The sequence below is a fragment of the Acidovorax sp. GW823-FHT05D11 genome (assembly GCF_058795695.1).
On the sequence record NZ_CM179502.1, the window covers coordinates 520,224 to 539,105 of the forward strand.

Genomic DNA, 18,882 nt, shown 5'->3' on the forward strand with positions numbered 1-18,882 from the left:
CGCGTGGTGCACGCGGAGACGGCAGCTGTGCATGTGGTCATCGCCTCTTTTCTGGATTGTTTTTGCCATCGCCGTCTTCTGGGCCCTGGGCGCCTACAACCGCCTGATGCGGCTGCGCTCTGCCGTCGTGCAGGCGTTCGGCAGTTTTGACGCGCACATGGTGCGGCTGGTGGCGCTGCTGGGAGAGTTTGGAGCCGCGCATGCTGTCCAGCCCTCCACCTTGAGTGCCCCGGAACAGGAGATGGCAGCACTGCAGGGCGCCACCACCCAATTGAGTGCGTCGCTCGCAATGGCGCGTGCCCGTCCCCTGCAGGCAGATGCAATCGCCGCTCTGACGGCCGCACGCGATGTGCTGCAGGCTTGCTGGCAGAAGGCGGGGCGCAGGGAAGGGCAGGGCGACCCACCGCCCACAGCGGCTGACGCGCGGGACGCCTTGCCGTCGCCCTGGCAAATCCGGTGGGATGAACATGTCCAGCAGAACGACCAGGCCATTCGCGTCTTCAACGATGCGGTGTTGCACTACAACGCCGCCATTGCCCAGTTTCCCGCGAACCTGCTGGCCTGGGTGTTCGGATTCAAGGCCGCCCGGGGCCTGTAGACCGTTTTCAGGACCACCATGACCCAACCCCCTGCGCGCCCCACGTCTTCTTCCGGGGGGCAACCTCCTTCGCCCCGCCGCCCCGCCCACCCGCCGTCCGGGGGCGGACAGCCGGTGGCGCTGTGGCAGCAGCTGGATGCCGTGGCCGGCGCCTTGCTTGCCATTCGCGGGGGCCAGTCCGGAACCGCCGCCATGGGGGCGGTGGACGTGGGTCTGCGCCCGGGCGTGCAGTCTCTGCTGTTCCAGGTGCTGCGCCAGGCCGGGCGCGCCGAGGCATTGCGCCGCCAGATGGTCGCCCGCACGCCGCCGCCGGCGGCGGATGCCTTGCTGTGCACGGCCCTGGCGCTGTGCTGGAACCCGGACGAATCGCCGTATGAGGCCTTCACGCTGGTGAATCAGGCGGTGGAGGCGGCCAAGCGGAGCGCATCCACCCGCGCGCAGGCCTCGTTCATCAATGGGTGCCTGCGCCGCTTTCTGCGCGAGCGCGATGCGCTGGTCGCCCGCACCGGCGACGACCCGCTGGCCCGCTGGAACCATCCCCAGTGGTGGATCGCACGGCTGCGCAAGGACCATCCCCAGCATTGGGAGCAGATCCTTCAGGCCAACAACGCCCACGCGCCAATGACGTTGCGGGTTAACAAGCAAAAATGCACTCCGGCGCAATACCAGCAAGCGCTAGATGCTATTAATTTGGAAGCGTCTTCGTGGGGCGAGGCCGGGCTGGTGCTGCGGCACCCCGTGCCTGTGCAATCCCTGCCGGGCTTTGACCAGGGCTGGGTGTCGGTGCAGGATGCTGCCGCGCAGATGGCGGCGCCCCTGCTGCTGGACGGCCTGGACCTCGCACAGCCCCTGCGTGTGCTCGACGCCTGCGCCGCACCGGGGGGCAAGACGGCCCACCTTCTGGAGCTGGCCGGTGCTGGCGCCCCTGTACAGGTCACCGCGCTGGAGATCGACGCCGCCCGTAGCGCCCGCATCGGTGACACCATGCAGCGCCTGGGGCTTCGTGCGCAGGTGGTCGTGGCCGACGCCGCACGCCCCCAGGACTGGTGGCAGCAGCACTGCGGGGGTGAACTGTTCGATGCCATCTTGCTCGATGCGCCATGCACCGCCTCGGGCATCGTGCGGCGCCACCCCGACGTGCGCTGGCTGCGCCGCGAGAGCGACATTGCCCAGTTGGCCGCCCTGCAGGCCCACCTGCTGAAGACGCTCTGGCCCCTTCTGCGCCCAGGCGGGCGGCTGCTGTATTGCACCTGTTCCGTGTTCCGCGCCGAAGGCGACGACCAGGTGCAAACGTTTCTTGCACACAACACCGATGCGCAATTGCTGCCGTCGCCGGGGCATTTAATTCCCGGCAACGGGGACAAGCCCGGGGCTGTCCCGGACAATCAACCGGGTGACCACGACGGATTTTTTTACGCACTGTTGCAAAAATCGCCGCAATGAGTCCGTGATGGCTCGGTGGATGGTGGTTTGCGCAATTTTTGTGCTCATGGGATGTGCCGCCCTGCTGCCGGGGCTGGCCGCGGCAGGGCAAGCCGCCGCGCCCGAGGTGGGCGAACTGCGGCTCGAGCGGGCCGAAGACGGCCTGTACCTCAGCACCAACCTGCAGTTCATGCTGCCGGAACTCGCAGAAGACGCATTGAACAAAGGCATTCCCATGTTCTTCGTGGCGGAGGCCCAGGTGCTGCGCGACCGTTGGTACTGGTCTGACCGCCAAGTGGCGGAAACCACCCGCTATCTGCGCCTAAGTTATCAGCCATTGACGCGAAGATGGCGATTGAACATCTCCCCCGTACCGTTCACCAACAGCGGCCTGGGCGTGGTGCTGGGGCAGAACTTTGACGACTATGCCGACGCGTTGTCTGCCATTCAGCGGATTTCGCGTTGGAAGATCGCTGAAAACGAGGTGATCGAGGCAGATGCCGTGCACACGGTCAACTTCCGGTTCAGGCTCGACATGTCCCAGCTGCCCCGCCCGTTTCAGATCGGGGCCGTGGGGCGATCCGGATGGAATCTGCTGGTTTCGCGCAGCCAGCGCCTGGCAGCGGAGCCTGCGAAGTGAGCCACCCCGGCGCTCCCCGGCCGGCGGCGGCCTCCGCATCAGCCCACGCCGCCGCACGCCAGTCGCGCGCCGTGCGCTGGGCGGTGGGGGTGGGCGCCGCCGCCATGTCTGCCATCGGCTTGGTGCTGATGTTCCTGCTCACCCTGGCGACCAACAACCGCGCGCTGTACGAGCGCAACTACGCCTGGCTCTTTGGCGTGAACGTGCTGGTGGCGCTGTTGCTGCTGGCCGTGCTGGTCTGGGTGGCGGTGCGCCTGGGCATGCGCCTGCGCAAGGGGCGCTTTGGCAGCAGGCTGCTCGTCAAGCTGGCGGCCATTTTCGCGCTGGTGGGCCTGATGCCGGGGCTGCTGATCTACGTGGTGTCCTACCAGTTCGTCACCCGCTCCATCGAGAGCTGGTTCGACGTGAAGGTGGAAGGGGCCCTGTCGGCGGGGGTGAATTTGGCCCGGGTTTCACTCGACTCGCTGGCCACCGACATGGCCGCCAAGACGCGCAACGCGGGTGCGCAGGTGGCCCAGGTGCCCGATGCCGCCGCCGGGCTGGTGCTCGAACGCATCCGCGAGCAGCTGGGCGCCACCGATGTCGTGCTCTGGAACGCTGCAGGGCAGGCGGTGGCCAGCGCCGGCCAGTCGCGCTTCAGCCTGAACCCCGACCGGCCCGGGGTGCCCCTGCTGCGCACCGTGCGCCAGCAGCGCGCCACCGCGCAGATCGAGGGGCTGGACGATATATCGGACCCTGCCGCCGCGCAGAACGCGCGGGTCAAGGTGCTTGCCCTGGTGAGCAGTCCCAGTGTGGGCTTGCTCGTGGAGCCCCGGTACCTGCAAGCCACGCTCCCGCTGCCGCCCGCGCTGGTGGCGAACGCCATCGCCGTGCAGGAGGCCAACCGTGAATACCAGGAGCGCGCGCTGGCGCGGGGAGGCCTGCGGCGCATGTACGTGGGCACGCTCACGCTGAGCCTTTTCCTGGCGGTATTTGGAGCCGTGCTGCTGGCGGTGCTGCTGGGCAATCAGCTGGCACGCCCCCTGCTCGTGCTGGCCGAAGGGGTGCGCGAGGTGGCGGCGGGCAACCTCAGCCCCAAGGCCGTGCTGCAGGGCAAGGACGAACTGGGCGGCCTCACGCGGTCCTTCGCCTTGATGACCCAGCAACTGGCGGATGCCCGGCAGGCCGTGGAACAGAGCATGGGTGAGGTCGATGCCGCCCGCGCCAATCTCCAGACCATTCTGGACAACCTGACAGCGGGGGTCATCGTCCTGGATGCGCAGGGGCTGATCCGGTCGTCCAACCCCGGCGCCACGCGGATCCTGCGCGCACCCATGGCGGTGTACGAAGGGCGTCCGCTGTCCGAGGTGCCCGGCCTTGCCGAGTTTGCGGCATCGATCCAGGGCCATTTCGACGCCTTCCTGGGGGACACCGAACGCCATGGGCTGGACCACTGGCAGCAACCGTTTGAACTGCATGCGTCGTCCGGCGGCGTGGGGCAGCACGCCACCAGCCTCGTGGCCCGGGGGGCCGAACTGCCTGATTCGGCCCGATTGTTGGTTTTTGACGACATTTCGGAAATTGTTTCAGCACAGCGTGCGCAGGCCTGGGGCGAGGTGGCACGGCGCCTGGCGCATGAAATCAAGAATCCGCTGACGCCCATCCAGCTGTCCGCCGAGCGGCTGGAAATGAAGCTCTCGGGCAAGCTGCCCGATCCAGAGCAAGCCATCCTGGCCAAGTCCGTCAAGACCATCGTGGACCAGGTGGACGCCATGAAGCGGCTGGTCAACGAATTCCGTGACTACGCACGGTTGCCCGCCGCAGAACTGCATGCGCTGGACCTCAATGCGCTGGTCGCGGATGTGCTCCACCTGTATGGGGAAGAGAACGCCACCGTGCGTGTGGAAGCCGAACTGGACCCGCGCTGCCCCAGCATCGCGGGCGACGCGCAGCAACTGCGCCAGGTCGTGCACAACCTGCTGCAAAACGCGCAGGATTCCACCGAACAGGCCCGTGCCAGCACCTCCGAGCCCGTGCCCGCGGTGCGCATCAGCACGCGCTGGAGCGAGTCCTCGCGGCGCGTGCGGCTCACGGTATCGGACAGCGGCGCCGGCTTCCCCGCGCACATCCTTCAGCGGGCCTTCGAACCCTACGTCACCACCAAGCCGCGGGGTACCGGCCTGGGGCTGGCCGTGGTCAAAAAGATTGCCGACGAGCACGGTGCACGCATCGACTTGTCGAATCGCATCGAAGATGGCGTGGTGCGGGGAGCCCAAGTGTCGTTATCATTCGCCCCTGAACCAGCGGTGGCGTCATAACAACACCGCCCCGCAGTACCCAAGGCGCTTCAACACACATGGCAAACATTCTGGTGGTCGACGATGAGCTCGGCATTCGTGATCTGTTGTCGGAAATCCTGAACGACGAAGGTCACAGCGTAGACCTCGCAGAAAACGCAACCCAGGCGCGTGCTGCCCGGTCGGGCAATACTTACGACCTGGTGCTGCTTGATATCTGGATGCCCGACACGGACGGTGTCTCGCTGCTCAAGGAATGGGCAACGGCCGGCGTGCTCACCATGCCCGTGATCATGATGAGCGGCCACGCCACCATCGACACCGCCGTGGAGGCCACGCGCATCGGCGCGTTCTCTTTCCTTGAAAAGCCCATCACCCTGCAAAAGCTGCTCAAGGCGGTGGAGCAGGGCCTGGCGCGCAATGCCGCCCACCAATCGGCCCCGGCGGCCGCCACCCAGGCGCCCGTTCACGCTCCCGCCGACCCCACGTTCTCGCAACTGCCGGCCGTATCGGCCGTGATGGCCAGCGTGGACGCCGGCCCGCACGCCCACCAGGGGTTTGATCTGGACCGCCCCCTGCGCGAAGCGCGTGATGGCTTCGAGAAAGCCTATTTCGAATTCCACCTTGCCCGCGAGGGCGGCTCGATGACGCGGGTAGCCGAAAAAACCGGCCTGGAACGCACTCACCTGTACCGCAAGTTGCGCCAGTTGGGCGTGGACCTGGGGCGAGGCAAGCGCACCTAGCAGCACCGCAATAAATTCCTTCAGGTTCTTCAGAAGCCTCGATTTTTCTGGTTATAATTTGAGGCTCAGGCCCGGTAGCTCAGTCGGTAGAGCAGAGGATTGAAAATCCTTGTGTCGGTGGTTCGATTCCGCCCCAGGCCACCACCTATTCAACGCCTAGTCCCTCCAGACTAGGCGTTTTTCTTTGTGCGACAAGGACTTAGCCGCGTAATGTGGCTCACAACGTCCCAAGTCGTTCCGTTACATCCCGCATTTGCCCGTACCCCGGGCCGTACCCTAGAGTGATCCCATGACAAACGCCCTTCGGGGGTACGGGGTACGAGATGGGACTGCTGAGCGAGACGCAAATCAAGGCGACCAAGCCTGCTCCGAAGGAGTTCTTCCTTAACGATGGCGACAATCTGTTCCTGCGCGTGCGCAGCAGCGGTAAGGCGTGGATTTATCGCTACGGCAGGGACGGGAAGACCATCAAGCTAGGGTTGGGGCCATACCCTGCGGTTACGCTTGCCCAGGCGCGTTCTAAGGCCTATGAGGCCAGCAGCCTGCGTGCAGGTGGGCAGGACCTCAGGGAGGTCCGCCGGCAGCGTGAAGAGCAGGAGCGTGTCGCTGCGCTGAATACCTTCGAGCTGCTCTCCCGCGCTTGGGTCGCCAACGCCAGTAAGGACCGGCAATGGTCGAGTGGCTACGCTGGCAAGGTCATCCGGCATCTGGAGATCCACGTCTTCCCCTGGGTCGGCGACCGGCCTATCGAAAAGATCGGCCCGACCGAGATCGTGCGATGCCTGCACCGGATCAAGGATCGCGGCAACCTGGAGACGGCCCAGCGCGTGCGCGAGGCGGTGCAGCACGTGTACCAGCACGCAGTGGATGTAGGCGCACTGGAGCCGGCTAAGAACTTCGTGAATAAGAACACCGGGGGCCTGCCGGCGCCGCGCAGTCGGCATTACGCCGCCATCACCGATCCCGCCCAACTCGGGCAGTTGCTGCGTGACATCCGCGACTACAACGGTGCCTTCATCACGCGCTGCGCGCTGCGGCTTGCGCCGGTGATATTCCAGCGCCCTGGCCAGTTGCGCCTCGCTGAATGGGAGGACATCCATCTTGATGATGAACTGTGGCGTTGCCCGCCCGAGAAGATGAAGCTGCGCGAATGGCAAAAGCGGGACAGCCGCACGCCGGCACATCTTGTGCCACTGCCGCGACAGGCGATGGAAATCCTTCGGGACCTGCATCCATTGACCGGCCCGACCGGCCCGATATTTCGCAGCATGTCGCGCCGTTCAGAGAAGAGTCGCTTCATCAGCGACAACACCATCAACGCGGCCTTGCGCACGATGGGCTACGACACCAAGGAACAGATCACCGGTCACGGCTTCCGCGCTACCGCGCTACCGCGCGGACCATGATCCGGGAATACCTGGGCTGGGACCCGGATGTCATCGAGCGACATTTGGCGCACGTATCCGACGAAGAACTGGGCGGCAGCTATGACCGCGCGGTCTTCTTGGCCCAGCGCAAGACGATGGTTCAGCAGTGGGCCGATTTCCTAGACGACCTAGAGGCTGGGAGATTGCCTTTGCAGGACGAAGACACCGTGTTGCAGTACGTGCGGCCGTGCGCTCGGGATGCTCATCTTGCGTGATCTCGGAGAGCGGCGGGTTGCGGCGCAGGAGGACGCGCCTGCTCACGAAGCGACTCAGTACCGCATCAGAGCTACGCCGTCGCCACGGGAGCCTGAAGTACTTGGGCGGCCGGGGGCGCGGCATTGGCGTTCTGGAGATATCCCATCGCGAGCATATCGAATTTCCTCTTCTCTGCGTCGCGTACCTCGTAGAGTGGCTTTAGAGGCTTCCCCTCTTCTCTGGCCTTCTTGAGCGCAGCATGAGCGTCAAGCCAGATGCGCATCTGCTGCAGCGGAATTTGGTATTGCGCCCAGACATCCGGAAACCTATCTCTCTTTGCCAGCCATGCAGCCATATCCGGCGACATCCAACCTAGGAGCTCAACCCCCTTCGCATGGGCATCCCGCATCAAGTCGTCGTTGAAAAGTATTGGCTCGTGGTGCATGACTCGGTTGCGGAGGCTAGCCAGATTATTCAAGGGTTTTGAGACCTTCCGCCTCTTGCGAGTGTCCACTGGCAGATGAGGGAAGCAATCCATCAGGTCCTTCCAGAGGATCAACGACAATCCTTCCGAGAACAGGTCGGTCCAAAAATTGAAACTGACCTCCGCAACAATTTGGCCAGCCTTAACTTGTTGCTTGCTCCCAATCCCTGTGGAAAGATAAATCTTTGACGTCGCCCGCGCCACCCTATCTCGATGCTCCAAAAAGTCTTGGACTTTTAGAGCGTCGGCCGACCACCAATCTGTAGTGCCGAATTTTCCGTGAAGCTTGGTGTGAACTCGATTCCGAAGCGAAACCTCAACTACCGAGAGCAGTTGATATAGGCTCTCCGACACATTTTGGTTGGCAACGTACATGAATTCAGCTGCCAGCTTGTCCTCCGCTACCTTACTCAGGTATTTTCTAAGGCGGTCTTCTGAGCAATGCTCAAGTAGCGTCTGCCACATCTTTTCTCCCCGTTGACAGGGAAGAGCATACCCGCTATAGTTGACCATCAACTCAGTAAAGTCCTCTGCGTAAGCATCGACACTGAGTGCCGGCTTCAGGTTAAGGCCTATTGCCAACCCCCAACGGCCTACCTTCGGGTAGGCCACCCTATTCTGAAAAACGCCCCTGCTTAGGGGCGTTTTTCATTTTGGCGCCCGGCCAATGCGACTCTTGCCTCAGAGGAACTGCTGTAGTGCCTGCTGACTCGCAGAGCGGCCAAGCAGCGACTGGGCTAAACGCATCCATATCCCACCGTAGACACCTGCTGCCTGGTCGATAGGGAAGTGTTTCGCCTCCAAATGAGCGTGCGTGTTGATTTCCACGCAGAAGTGACCCACTAACCCCCAGGATTTCCATCCAAATCTGATCCACGTACTAACCCTAACCTGCTGCTTTGTTGAGCAGCAGGAGACCAGGAGTGATAGACGTGGCAACACTGAGTGTCATCAGGCGCTGGGCCCTGCGAGAGCAGCTGTCCATCAGGGAGATCGCCCGCCGCACGGGCCTCTCGCGCAACACCATCCGCAAGTACCTGCGCGCAGGCGAGGCCGAGCCGCACTATGCCAAGCGAGTCAGTCCATCCAAGCTCGATCCCTTCGCCTTGAAGCTCGCCGGCTGGCTCAAGACGGAGGCTGGCCGATCCCGCAAGCAGCGGCGCACCGTCAAGCAGATGTACGTGGATCTGCAGGCGCTCGGTTATGGCGGCTCCTACAACCGTGTGGCGGCCTTTGCGCGCCTCTGGCACGAGCAGCGCCTGGTTGCACAGCAGACCACCGGCCGAGGTACCTTCGTTCCGCTGACCTTTGGCCCGGGTGAGGCCTTCCAGTTCGACTGGAGCGAGGACTGGGCTGTTCTCGCCGGCGTGCGCACCAAGCTGCAGGTAGCCCACTTCAAGCTCAGCCACAGCCGAGCGTTCTACCTGCGCGCCTATCCGCTGCAGACGCACGAGATGCTGTTCGATGCCCACAACCATGCGTTCGTGGTCCTGGGTGGCGTGCCCCGCCGTGGCATCTACGACAACATGCGCACCGCTGTAGACCGGGTGCGCCGTGGCAAGGAGCGCGACGTCAATGCGCGCTTTGCGGCCATGGTCAGCCACTTCCTGTTCGAGGCCGAGTTCTGCAATCCCGCGTCGGGCTGGGAGAAGGGCCAGGTGGAGAAGAACGTGCGCGATGCCCGCCATCGCCTGTGGCAAGTGGTGCCGCCATTCCCAAGCCTGCCCGATCTCAATGCCTGGCTTGAAGAGCGCTGCGTGGCGCTGTGGCACGAGATCGAGCACGGCAAGCTGCCGGGCACCGTCGCGGATGTCTGGGCTCAAGAGAAGCCCGCCTTGATGCCAATGCCCCGGCCCTTCGATGGCTTTGTGGAGAACACCAAGCGCGTCTCACCCACCTGCCTTGTCCACTTCGAGCGCAATCGCTACAGCGTGCCGGCGCCGTATGCCAATCGGCCGGTGAGCCTGCGGGTCTATGCGGATCGCTTGGTGATTGCCGCCGAAGGCCAGATCGTGTGCGAGCATCAGCGCCTGATCGAGCGTAACCACCATGGTGCGGGACAGACCGTGTACGACTGGCGCCACTACTTGGCGGTGCTGCAGCGCAAACCAGGAGCTTTGCGCAACGGCGCCCCATTCCTGGAGCTGCCAGCGGCCTTCAAGCGACTGCAAGCCACCTTGCTCAAGCAAACCGGCGGCGACCGGGAGATGGTGGAGGTACTGGCACTGGTGCTGCACCACGATGAACAGGCTGTGCTCGCTGCAGTGGAGTTGGCACTGGAGTCAGGGGCTGCCAGCAAGACGCACATCCTGAACGTGCTGCACCGCCTGCTGGACGGCAAGCCCGCTCCAGCACCGGTCACGTCGCCGCAGGCCCTCAAGCTGGCGGTGGAACCCCAGGCCAATGTGCTTCGCTACGACCAATTGAGGGAGGTGCGCTATGCGTCATGACCCTGCCATCGCTTCCATCGTGATCATGCTGCGCGAGCTCAAGATGCACGGCATGGCCCAGGCGGTTGCGGAACTGGCTGAGCAAGGTGCACCGGCCTTCGATGCGGCGCAGCCCATCCTGTCCCAACTGCTCAAGGCCGAGACCGCCGAGCGCGAAGTGCGCTCTGTGGCCTACCAGCTCAAGGTGGCCAGGTTCCCTGCGTACCGGGACATGGCGGGCTTTGACTTCAGCCACAGCGAGGTGAACGAGGCACTGGTACGCCAGTTGCACCGCTGCGAATTCTTGGAGAACGCCAACAACGTGGTGCTGGTGGGTGGACCGGGTACGGGCAAGACCCACATTGCCACGGCCCTCGGGGTGCAAGCCATTGAGCACCATCACCGCAGGGTGCGGTTCTTCTCCACGGTGGAGCTGGTCAATGCACTGGAAGAGGAGAAGGCCCAGGGCAAGCCGGGGCAGATCGCGCACCGCCTGGCCTATGCTGACCTGGTGATCCTGGATGAGCTGGGCTACCTGCCGTTCAGTACGTCAGGAGGAGCCTTGCTGTTCCACCTGCTGTCCAAGCTGTACGAGCGCACCAGCGTCGTGATCACCACCAACCTGAGCTTTAGCGAGTGGGCCAACGTGTTCGGCGATGCCAAGATGACCACGGCGCTGCTGGACCGACTCACGCATCACTGCCATATTCTGGAAACCGGCAACGACAGCTACCGGTTCAAGAACAGCTCCGCACAGCAACCACCACAGACCACCAAGAAGGAGAAGATAGCCAAGAACTTATCCACAACGTGAGCGTGAAGTTCACGAACAAGGGTGGGTCAGATCGAGATGGAAATGGTGGGTTACGGTTGGATGGAAATCAACATGCAGGTGTCAGTTGGACTCCACGGGATGTTCTATCGAAGAGCCTTGTGCCCGAAGCGTTCTCAAAGTCCGACAGCCGCCGGCTCGCGGCCGAGACCGCGAGACTGCAGGCTTCAGCCCCCCGTGTAACGCTGCCCGCCTGCGCGACTGCGCAAAAGAGCCTGAAGGTGACGAAGTCAACGCGTGCGGGGTTGATGAGCGTGGGCATGGGTCAATTCTAGGAAGGTTTCGCAAAACGCGAATGCCGTGCCACAAATGAGCAATTCCACGACAGCAATGATCCTCCTACAGTCGCCCCACAGACAACGGATAAGGCGAACGTGCAAGCACTCCACGGAATCAAGGTACTGGAACTCGGGCAGCTGATTGCGGGCCCGTTTGCTGGCAAGACTCTGGCCGACTTCGGCGCGGATGTCATCAAGGTAGAGCCGCCAGGGGTTGGCGACCCGCTGCGAAAATGGCGCCTGCTCCGGGAGGGCACCTCGGTCTGGTGGGAGGTCCAATCCCGCAACAAGAGGTCGGTCGCACTGGACCTTCGCACGCCCGAAGGCCAGGACGCAACCCGTGCGCTGCTCACCGAGGCAGACGTGGTCATCGAGAACTTCAAGCCCGGAACCATGGAGGCCTGGGGTCTGGGTTGGGAGACGCTGCATGCGCTCAATCCCAGGCTCATCATGCTGCGTATCTCTGGGTATGGGCAGACGGGGCCCTACAGGCAGAAGCCCGGCTTCGGCGTTCTCGGCGAGGCCATGGGCGGCCTGCGCCACCTGACGGGCGAGCCTGGGCGGGTGCCGGTGCGCTGCGGCATCTCCATTGGGGACAGTCTGTCCGCCATGCACGGAGCCCTCGGCGTCATGCTGGCTCTCTACCACCGTGATGCCCGGGGCGGCGAAGGCCAGGTGATTGACGTCGCCCTCTATGAGAGTGTCTTCAACATGATGGAGAGCCTGGTGCCCGAATACGACGCCTTCGGCGCTGTGCGTGAGCGCTCGGGCAGCGCGCTGCCAGGAATCGCGCCGACCAATGCCTATCGGTGTTCTGATGGTGGCTATGCGCTGATTGCGGGCAATGGCGACAGCATCTTCAAACGGCTCATGGCTGCCATAGGCCGGCATGACCTGGAGCATGAACCGGCACTTGCCCAGAACGACGGCCGTGTCGCACGGGTTCAGGAAATCGACGCCGCCATCGAGGCATGGACACTCACCAAGTCGCTGGCCGAAGTGCTCAACGTGCTCGACGAGGCCAAGGTGCCTGCAGGCAAGGTCTACACGGTGGAGGACATCGTGCACGACCCCCAGTACATCGCCCGGGAAATGATTGTCGAGCAGGAAACTGCCGACGGAACGCGAGTGAAGGTACCTGGCATCGTTCCCAAGCTCAGCGCCACACCCGGACGTGTTTCATATCCAGCGCCTCTGCTGGGAGAACACACCCACGTCCTGTCGGAAACCTCAGGATGGCCAGCACGCAGCGAGAAGGAGGCCCACCATGTTTGAGGGCAGGGCGATCAAGCTCAAGATCAATGAGGTCGGCCCCCGCGACGGCCTTCAGAACGAGGCCGCGTTCGTAGAGACCGACGACAAGGTGCGGTTGGTGGACCATCTGAGCGGACTGGGGTACTCCAAGATCGAAGTGACGTCGTTCACCTCGCCGACCGCAATCCCTGCGCTCAGGGATGCCGAGGCCGTCATGCACCGCATTCGGCGCGAGCCCGGTGTTGTGTACACCGCGTTGATTCCCAATGTCCGTGGTGGCGAGCGCGCCCTGGAGTGCCGGGTAGACGAATTCAACCTGGTGATGTCGGCCAGCGAAACCCACAATCTGGCCAACCTGAGGATGACCCGTCCACAGTCGCTGCGCCAGCTGGGTGATGTAGCTGCCCTTGCCGTGTCGGCCAAGGTACCTGTGAACATTTCGCTGTCCTGCGTGTTCGGTTGCCCCATGGAGGGAGAGGTGCCGCAGGCTACCGTGCTGGACCTGGTGGGTCAGTTCGCTGGCTTGGGGGCTACAGGCGTCACCCTGTGCGATACGACGGGGATGGCATACCCCACCCAGGTCCATGGCATCTGCGAATCAGTCGCCAAGGCCTATCCCCAACTGAACATCACCGGCCACTTCCACAACACGCGGGGGATGGGCCTGGTCAACACACTTGCGGCGGTCGAGGCTGGAATCCGCCAGTTCGACATGTCGCTGGGCGGCATCGGTGGCTGCCCCTATGCCCCTGGTGCGTCCGGCAATGTGGCCACGGAGGACGTGGTCCACATGCTGCAGTGGATGGGCTACGACACGGGTGTCGATGTTCCTGGTCTCATCCAGGCGGCCCACGAGCTGGAGCGGCTGATTGGTCACGAGCTCCCCGCCCAGGTGAGCCGCGCCGGTGAACGCCTCAAGCGCCATGCGCCTCCGGCGGGCTTCGATGAAATCCGGGAGCGCGCCATCGCTCGCAACACGGCATCTGCAAAGTAGTCCACACCATGATCAGCCACCTCGACCACCTGGTCCTTACCACTGCCAACGAGACAGAGTGTGTTCGCTTCTACACCGAAGTACTGGGGATGAAGCTGGAGTCCTTCATCGGTGGCACGCCCCCGGTGGAGCGCCGGGCCTTCAAGTTCGGCAGCCAGAAAATCAACCTGCATGTGAAGGGGCGGGAATTCGAGCCCAAGGCCCACACGCCTGTACCCGGCGCGCTGGACCTGTGCTTCCTGGCATCGGTTCCGCTCGACCAGGTCATCGAGCACCTGCGGCAGCATTCGATTCCCATCGCCGAGGGCCCGGTCCTGCGCACGGGCGCCACTTCCAGGATTCGCTCGATTTACCTGCGCGACCCCGACTTGAACCTCATCGAGATTTCTCAGCTGGCGCCTGCGGGCTAGCCGCCGAACACTTCCCCGATCCTCTCAGCCCGGATGGCCTCATGGCACCCGGGATGGGGATGCTTTTTCCACAAAAAAAGGAGACAGACATGATTCGTAGAAATGCATTGCTGGGCATCGCGGTGTGCGCGGCGTTCGGGGCTGCGCACGCGGAAACCTACCCCTCCAAACCCATCACGCTCGTGGTGCCCAGTGCCCCGGCGGGTTCCACCGACATCGTGGCCCGCCTGATTGGCGAGCAGCTGCAGACGGCGCTTGGCCAGGCCGTCGTGGTTGACAACAGGCCCGGCGGCAGTGGGAACATCGGCACCGAGTTTGCGGCCCGCGCACCGGCCGATGGTCATACGCTGCTGGTCCAGTACTCGGGCTATCACGTGGGCAACCCCGCGCTGTTCTCGCAGATTCGCTGGAAGACCTCTGACTTTGCGCCCATCGCGCTGGTGATGCGCGCACCGCACGTCGTGGCGGTCAGTGCCACCCTTCCGGTCAACAGCCTGAAGGAGTTCATCGCCTACGGCCAGAAGAATCCCAAGGGCCTGTTCTACGCATCTTCTGGCAATGGCTCGATTCAGCACATTGCCGGCGAGATGTTCGGCAAGCAGTCCAAGGTCCCTGTGACCCATGTGCCCTACAAGGGCGCTGGTCCGGTCATCACCGACCTCATCAGCGGCCAGGTCGACATGTTCATCACGACGCCGCCATCCGTCATTGGCCAGGTGCAAGCGGGCAAGTTGAAGGCCCTGGCGTATGCGGGGCCCAAGCGCCATCCATCCCTTGCGAATGTGCCGACCGCTGCCGAGGCGGGGCTGCCCGGCTACGAAGTTGAAAGCTGGTTCGCCGTCTTCGCCCCCGCCAAGACACCTTCCGCCATCACGGCCCGCCTCGCCGCAGCCATCAAGACCATCGTCGAGAGCGACAACTACAAGAAAAAGATCGAAGACCAGGGCGCCTTCGCCGCCTACATGGGCCCCGCAGAACTGGGCAAGTTCGTGGACCAGGAAACAGCCGCGTGGGCCAAGGTGGTTCGCGAAGGCAACATCAAAGCCGAGTGAGGGGGCAAGGGCATGAAATTCGCACTACGTCTACGGACGACGGGTCTGTCCATGGGCCTCCTGATTTCCTGCGCATCCCCCGGTGGTGGCGCTGACACCGGCCTCGCCACGGCACGGACCGAGTCGGGCGTTGTCCATGGCCACGGCACGGACGTGAAGAAGTTCTACGGCATCCCCTACGCCGCCGCGCCCGCCGGCGACCTGCGCTGGAAGCCGCCGCAGCCAGCCGCCCCATGGACCGGTGTGCGCGACAGCACCGCGTTCGGCGACTACTGCGTCCAGCCGCAGGAGTACCCTGAGCAGCGCGGTGGCATGAGCGAGGACTGCCTGAACCTGAATGTCTGGACACCGACCCGGCGCAAAGATGAACGCCTGGCGGTCATCGTCTGGATCCATGGTGGCGGGTTCGCGTACGGCGCAGGCTCCCATCCCTCCTACGATGGCGAAGCCCTTGCCCGCCGCGGCGTGGTCGTCGTCACACTGAACTATCGCCTCGGCCTGCTGGGCTTCATGGCCCACCCCCAACTCACTGCGGAGTCGCCCCAGCGGGCCTCGGGCAACTACGGCCTGATGGACCAGGCGGCCGCGCTCAAGTGGGTGCAGCGGAACATCGCGGCCTTTGGTGGCGACCCGACCAGGGTGACCGTGATGGGCCAATCCGCCGGCGCCCATGCCATCAGCACGCTCATGACCACGGACATGGCCCAGGGCACGTTCCAGAAGGCGATCATGCAGAGCGTGGGTGTGATGCGCCCGACGATGGCGCTGAAGGATGCGGAGCTGTACGGGCTGCGTTTCGGCAGCGACCTGGGCGCGCTGCGCAAGCTCCCTGCTACCGACTTCGTGGAATTGTTCAAGAAGCAGCCCTCTGGCCGGTCTCTCGCCACCGGAAGGCCGGTGAGCATCATCAACGATGGCTACGCCGTGAAGACGCCCGACTACCAGGCGTACGCCACCGGCAAGTTCGCCAAGGTCCCCATCCTTGTTGGAAACAACGAGAACGAAGGGGGCGGGGCCACCCGCAACTGGTCCATCAAGACCGTGGCGGATTTCCAGGGCTTCGTCCAGCAGTCCTTCAAGGGCAGGGAGCAGGCAGCCTGGGCCGCGTACGCCGTGGCCAGCGACGACAAGGTTCCTCAGGCGCTGGCCGACCTCTACGCTGATACGGAGTACCTCTTTGGCACGCGGGAACTGCTGGCGCGTTACCAGGACCATGGCCTTAAAAGCTACCGCTACGTGTTCACCCGCCATCGCAATGAGGCGGCGGCAATGCCCATCCACGGGGATGAGCTGCAGTTCGTCTTCGACAACCTGCAGTCACCGCACCGCGGGAAGAACCGCCCCTTCAATGCCGTCGATGCAACCGTCGCAAGAACGATGGCGGATGCCTGGGTGCAGTTCGCAAAGACCGGCGACCCCAACGGCCAGGGCTTGGGTGCCTGGAAGCCGTACAGCGCCCAAGAGCAGTCGTACATGGAGTTTGGAGCCAGTCCGGCCCTGCGCGCAGGCTACAACGGCAAGGGCATCGACTTCGTGCGCGACCACTTCAGCTCAGCGGGGCGCTGATGCACCTGCGCAAGGGGCATCCCCGCCGCTGTCTGGCCACCTAGGCAGGCGCGTCGCCAATCCACTCCGCTGGCCAGAGCCCTTGCTCAACCAGCGAGCGCATTTCCTCGGTCACCAGCGAAATCATGGCCGCGGTCGCCGGCGTCACGGGGCGCGTCATCGAGGTCGCACATGCCACCTGGCGCGGGATGTGCGGCCGGGTGATGGTGGTGACCGCCAGGTGGCCCGCCTGCACCTCGTCGGCAACCGCGCCCGGCGACAGGATGGTGCTGGCCATGCCTTCCTGCACCGCCTTCTTGATGTTCGGCAGCGAGTCAATCTCCGCAATCACTTCCAGCTCCACTCCATGCTCCGCGCACACCCTGTCGATGATCCTGCGCAACCCGTGTTCCTGGGCGGGAAGCACGAGCGGGCGGGAGGCCAGAGACTTCAAGGAAACCTCCCTGGTGGCAGGTGTGTCCTGGGGCGTGGTCACCAGCGCGAGCCGTTCTTCAAGAAGCAGGCGGTACTCGAAAGCCGGCTCATTGCCGGATACGAACAGAACCGACAGGTCCAGCCGTCCGGCGCGCAGCCACTCGCCCAGAAAGCCGCTGTGGCTCTCGATGATCTTGAGCTTCAGCTTCGGGTACCGCGTCCTGGTGGCGCGCAGGATGGGCAGCGTTGCCACCAGCGCCACGGTCGTTGGCAACCCCACGGCCATCTCACCCTGGATGTCCAGCGCCGAATGCTGAACGGCACTGCGGGCCCGCTCGATGTCGGCAAGCACAACCCGCGCGTGTTCAAGCATGGTACGGCCCGCATCCGTGAGGGTCATTCCCCGGTTCGTCCGCACGAACAGCTGCACCCCCAGCTCGCCCTCCAGCGAGGAAATGCTCTGGCTCAGCGCTGGCTGCGCCACATGCAAGGTCTTGGACGCAGCCAGCACGCCCCCCGCCTCACAGACCCCAATCAGGTACCGAAGTTGGCGCAGTTCCATTGATATTGATTTTCACGATATCCAGTAGATGTCGAATGTATTTTACAGATATCAGATGAAAACAGAGACTTGCCCCAGGAGCTACTGATGAACCCACAAAACCACTCTTCGGCCCGTGGCGGCACGCAACCCCTGTCGGGGGTGAAAGTCGTCGACCTCTCGCGCCTGGTGTCTGGAAACATGCTGACCCACGTGCTCGCAGACCTGGGCGCCACGGTCATCAAGGTGGAGCCGCCGCGCAAGGGCGACGAGCTGCGCGCCTGGCAGCGCGAAGGCATGAGCACCTACTGGCTCGCGTACAGCCGCAACAAGGACAGCGTCGAGCTCAACCTGCGCACCGGGGACGACATGGCCAGGCTGAGGGGTCTCCTGGCCGATGCCGACATCCTGGTCGAGAACTTCCGCCCTGGCACGCTGGAGCGCATGGGACTCGGCAAGGACCGGCTCAATGCCTTGAACCCGAAGCTGGTGGTGGTTCGCATCTCCGGCTGGGGCCAGACGGGCCAGTTTGCGAGCAAGGGTGGTTTCGGCTCGCTGATTGAAGCCATGAGCGGCTTCGCGGCCATGAATGGCTTCGCCGACCTGCCGCCGGTGCTTCCACCCTTCGCCATGGCCGATTCCGTGGCCGGCATCTACGGCGCCGCGCTGGCGCTCGCCGCGCTCCATGGCCAGCGTGGCAATGCGAACGCATCGGTCCAGGAGGTTGACCTGTCGTTGTTCGAACCGCTGTTCTCCATCCTCGGGCCCCAGGCAGCGGAGTTCCAGCTGACGGGCAAGTCGACGCCGCGGTCGGGCAGCCGTTCGCCCACCCATGCACCTCGCAACGTCTACAAGACCCGCGACGAGAAGTGGGTGGCCTTGTCGGCCGGCATGGAGGGCACGCTGGCCCGCTTGTTCGAAGGCATCGGCTACCCGCAAGGCCTTCAGGACCCGCGGTTTTCCTCCCATGAGGCGCGGCTGAAGAACATAGACGCCCTGGATGCGCTCATCCAGGGGCATATCACCCAACTCACGCTGCCGGAGGCGCTGGAGTTCTTCGCGGTGCGGGACATCACTGCCGGCCCGGTCTGTGACATCGCGGACCTGCTGGAGCATCCCTATATCGCCGAAAGCCAGCTTCTGGTCGACCAGGTCGCTCCAGATGGCCGGACGGTATCCGTCCATGCGGCGCCTTACCGCATCAATGGGCAGCGCCCCCCTATTCGCCGCGGCGCGCCTGCGCTCGGCCAAGACAACACCGCCTGGTTTGGCGCCGCAAAGCCGTCTGCCGACACAGGTCCCGCTGCAGCCGCACAACCCACTTGAT

The 18,882-nt window shown here is 64.0% G+C and carries 17 protein-coding genes, 1 tRNA gene and 1 pseudogene; 16 read left to right on the forward strand and 3 right to left on the reverse strand.

What is annotated here, in order from left to right; translation table 11 throughout:
• Positions 1-31: 31 nt before the first annotated feature.
• From AC3RCE_RS02435 to AC3RCE_RS02470, 8 genes are all read left to right on the forward strand, one after another.
• Positions 32-598, forward strand: a complete 567-nt coding sequence (locus AC3RCE_RS02435; RefSeq protein WP_218341323.1) for a LemA family protein — start codon at positions 32-34, stop codon at positions 596-598.
• 18 nt (positions 599-616) lie between these two features.
• On the forward strand, positions 617-2,041 hold the full coding sequence (gene rsmB, locus AC3RCE_RS02440) for a 16S rRNA (cytosine(967)-C(5))-methyltransferase RsmB (RefSeq protein ID WP_492245740.1): 1,425 nt from the start codon (positions 617-619) through the stop codon (positions 2,039-2,041).
• 46 nt (positions 2,042-2,087) lie between these two features.
• Positions 2,088-2,660, forward strand: coding sequence for a DUF4390 domain-containing protein (locus tag AC3RCE_RS02445; RefSeq protein WP_492255352.1), 573 nt, complete (start codon positions 2,088-2,090; stop codon positions 2,658-2,660).
• Positions 2,657-4,957, forward strand: coding sequence for a sensor histidine kinase (locus AC3RCE_RS02450; protein ID WP_218297383.1), 2,301 nt, complete (start codon positions 2,657-2,659; stop codon positions 4,955-4,957). Before AC3RCE_RS02445 ends, AC3RCE_RS02450 begins: the two co-directional genes overlap by 4 nt.
• A 38-nt stretch (positions 4,958-4,995) precedes the next feature.
• Positions 4,996-5,679 (forward strand): response regulator, encoded by a 684-nt coding sequence (locus tag AC3RCE_RS02455; protein ID WP_218297382.1) that lies wholly within the window; start codon positions 4,996-4,998, stop codon positions 5,677-5,679.
• A 68-nt stretch (positions 5,680-5,747) separates the two neighbouring features.
• Positions 5,748-5,823, forward strand: a tRNA-Phe gene (locus AC3RCE_RS02460).
• A gap of 179 nt (positions 5,824-6,002) precedes the next feature.
• Complete coding sequence (locus AC3RCE_RS02465) at positions 6,003-7,085, forward strand: tyrosine-type recombinase/integrase (protein ID WP_492254430.1); 1,083 nt, start codon at positions 6,003-6,005, stop codon at positions 7,083-7,085.
• On the forward strand, positions 7,082-7,321 hold the full coding sequence (locus AC3RCE_RS02470) for a hypothetical protein (protein ID WP_492254431.1): 240 nt from the start codon (positions 7,082-7,084) through the stop codon (positions 7,319-7,321). Before AC3RCE_RS02465 ends, AC3RCE_RS02470 begins: the two co-directional genes overlap by 4 nt.
• Positions 7,322-7,392: 71 nt before the next feature.
• On the opposite strand, the gene AC3RCE_RS02475 is transcribed toward AC3RCE_RS02470, so the two are convergent.
• Complete coding sequence (locus AC3RCE_RS02475) at positions 7,393-8,250, reverse strand: hypothetical protein (RefSeq protein WP_492254432.1); 858 nt, start codon at positions 8,248-8,250, stop codon at positions 7,393-7,395.
• 458 nt (positions 8,251-8,708) lie between these two features.
• On the opposite strand from AC3RCE_RS02475, the gene istA reads away from it, so the two are divergent.
• Together istA and istB are read left to right on the forward strand one after the other, a co-directional pair.
• Positions 8,709-10,235, forward strand: a complete 1,527-nt coding sequence (gene istA, locus AC3RCE_RS02480; protein WP_492253782.1) for an IS21 family transposase — start codon at positions 8,709-8,711, stop codon at positions 10,233-10,235.
• Positions 10,225-11,028, forward strand: coding sequence for an IS21-like element ISThsp10 family helper ATPase IstB (gene istB, locus AC3RCE_RS02485; RefSeq protein WP_492253781.1), 804 nt, complete (start codon positions 10,225-10,227; stop codon positions 11,026-11,028). Before istA ends, istB begins: the two co-directional genes overlap by 11 nt.
• 73 nt (positions 11,029-11,101) lie before the next feature.
• Here istB and AC3RCE_RS02490 read toward each other — a convergent pair.
• A pseudogene (locus AC3RCE_RS02490) lies at positions 11,102-11,308 on the reverse strand (helix-turn-helix domain-containing protein); the annotation flags it as partial.
• A gap of 112 nt (positions 11,309-11,420) precedes the next feature.
• Here AC3RCE_RS02490 and AC3RCE_RS02495 point away from each other — a divergent pair.
• From AC3RCE_RS02495 to AC3RCE_RS02515, 5 genes are all read left to right on the forward strand, one after another.
• Positions 11,421-12,599: a CaiB/BaiF CoA transferase family protein gene (locus AC3RCE_RS02495; RefSeq protein WP_218297377.1), complete on the forward strand. Its 1,179-nt coding sequence runs from the start codon at positions 11,421-11,423 to the stop codon at positions 12,597-12,599.
• On the forward strand, positions 12,592-13,572 hold the full coding sequence (locus AC3RCE_RS02500) for a hydroxymethylglutaryl-CoA lyase (protein ID WP_492254433.1): 981 nt from the start codon (positions 12,592-12,594) through the stop codon (positions 13,570-13,572). The genes AC3RCE_RS02495 and AC3RCE_RS02500 overlap by 8 nt, the downstream gene beginning before the upstream one ends.
• Before the next feature lie 8 nt (positions 13,573-13,580).
• Positions 13,581-13,982 carry a VOC family protein gene (locus AC3RCE_RS02505; RefSeq protein WP_492254434.1) on the forward strand — a complete coding sequence of 134 codons (402 nt, stop codon included), beginning with the start codon at positions 13,581-13,583 and terminating at the stop codon, positions 13,980-13,982.
• Between the two features lie 89 nt (positions 13,983-14,071).
• On the forward strand, positions 14,072-15,034 hold the full coding sequence (locus AC3RCE_RS02510; protein ID WP_492254435.1) for a Bug family tripartite tricarboxylate transporter substrate binding protein: 963 nt from the start codon (positions 14,072-14,074) through the stop codon (positions 15,032-15,034).
• A gap of 51 nt (positions 15,035-15,085) precedes the next feature.
• Positions 15,086-16,600 carry a carboxylesterase/lipase family protein gene (locus AC3RCE_RS02515; protein ID WP_492254436.1) on the forward strand — a complete coding sequence of 505 codons (1,515 nt, stop codon included), beginning with the start codon at positions 15,086-15,088 and terminating at the stop codon, positions 16,598-16,600.
• Between the two features lie 40 nt (positions 16,601-16,640).
• Here the strand turns inward: AC3RCE_RS02515 and AC3RCE_RS02520 are convergent, their stop codons facing one another.
• Positions 16,641-17,576 carry a LysR family transcriptional regulator gene (locus AC3RCE_RS02520; RefSeq protein WP_492254437.1) on the reverse strand — a complete coding sequence of 312 codons (936 nt, stop codon included), beginning with the start codon at positions 17,574-17,576 and terminating at the stop codon, positions 16,641-16,643.
• 87 nt (positions 17,577-17,663) lie between these two features.
• On the opposite strand from AC3RCE_RS02520, the gene AC3RCE_RS02525 reads away from it, so the two are divergent.
• Positions 17,664-18,881 carry a CaiB/BaiF CoA transferase family protein gene (locus AC3RCE_RS02525; protein WP_492254438.1) on the forward strand — a complete coding sequence of 406 codons (1,218 nt, stop codon included), beginning with the start codon at positions 17,664-17,666 and terminating at the stop codon, positions 18,879-18,881.
• Position 18,882: the final 1 nt, after the last annotated feature.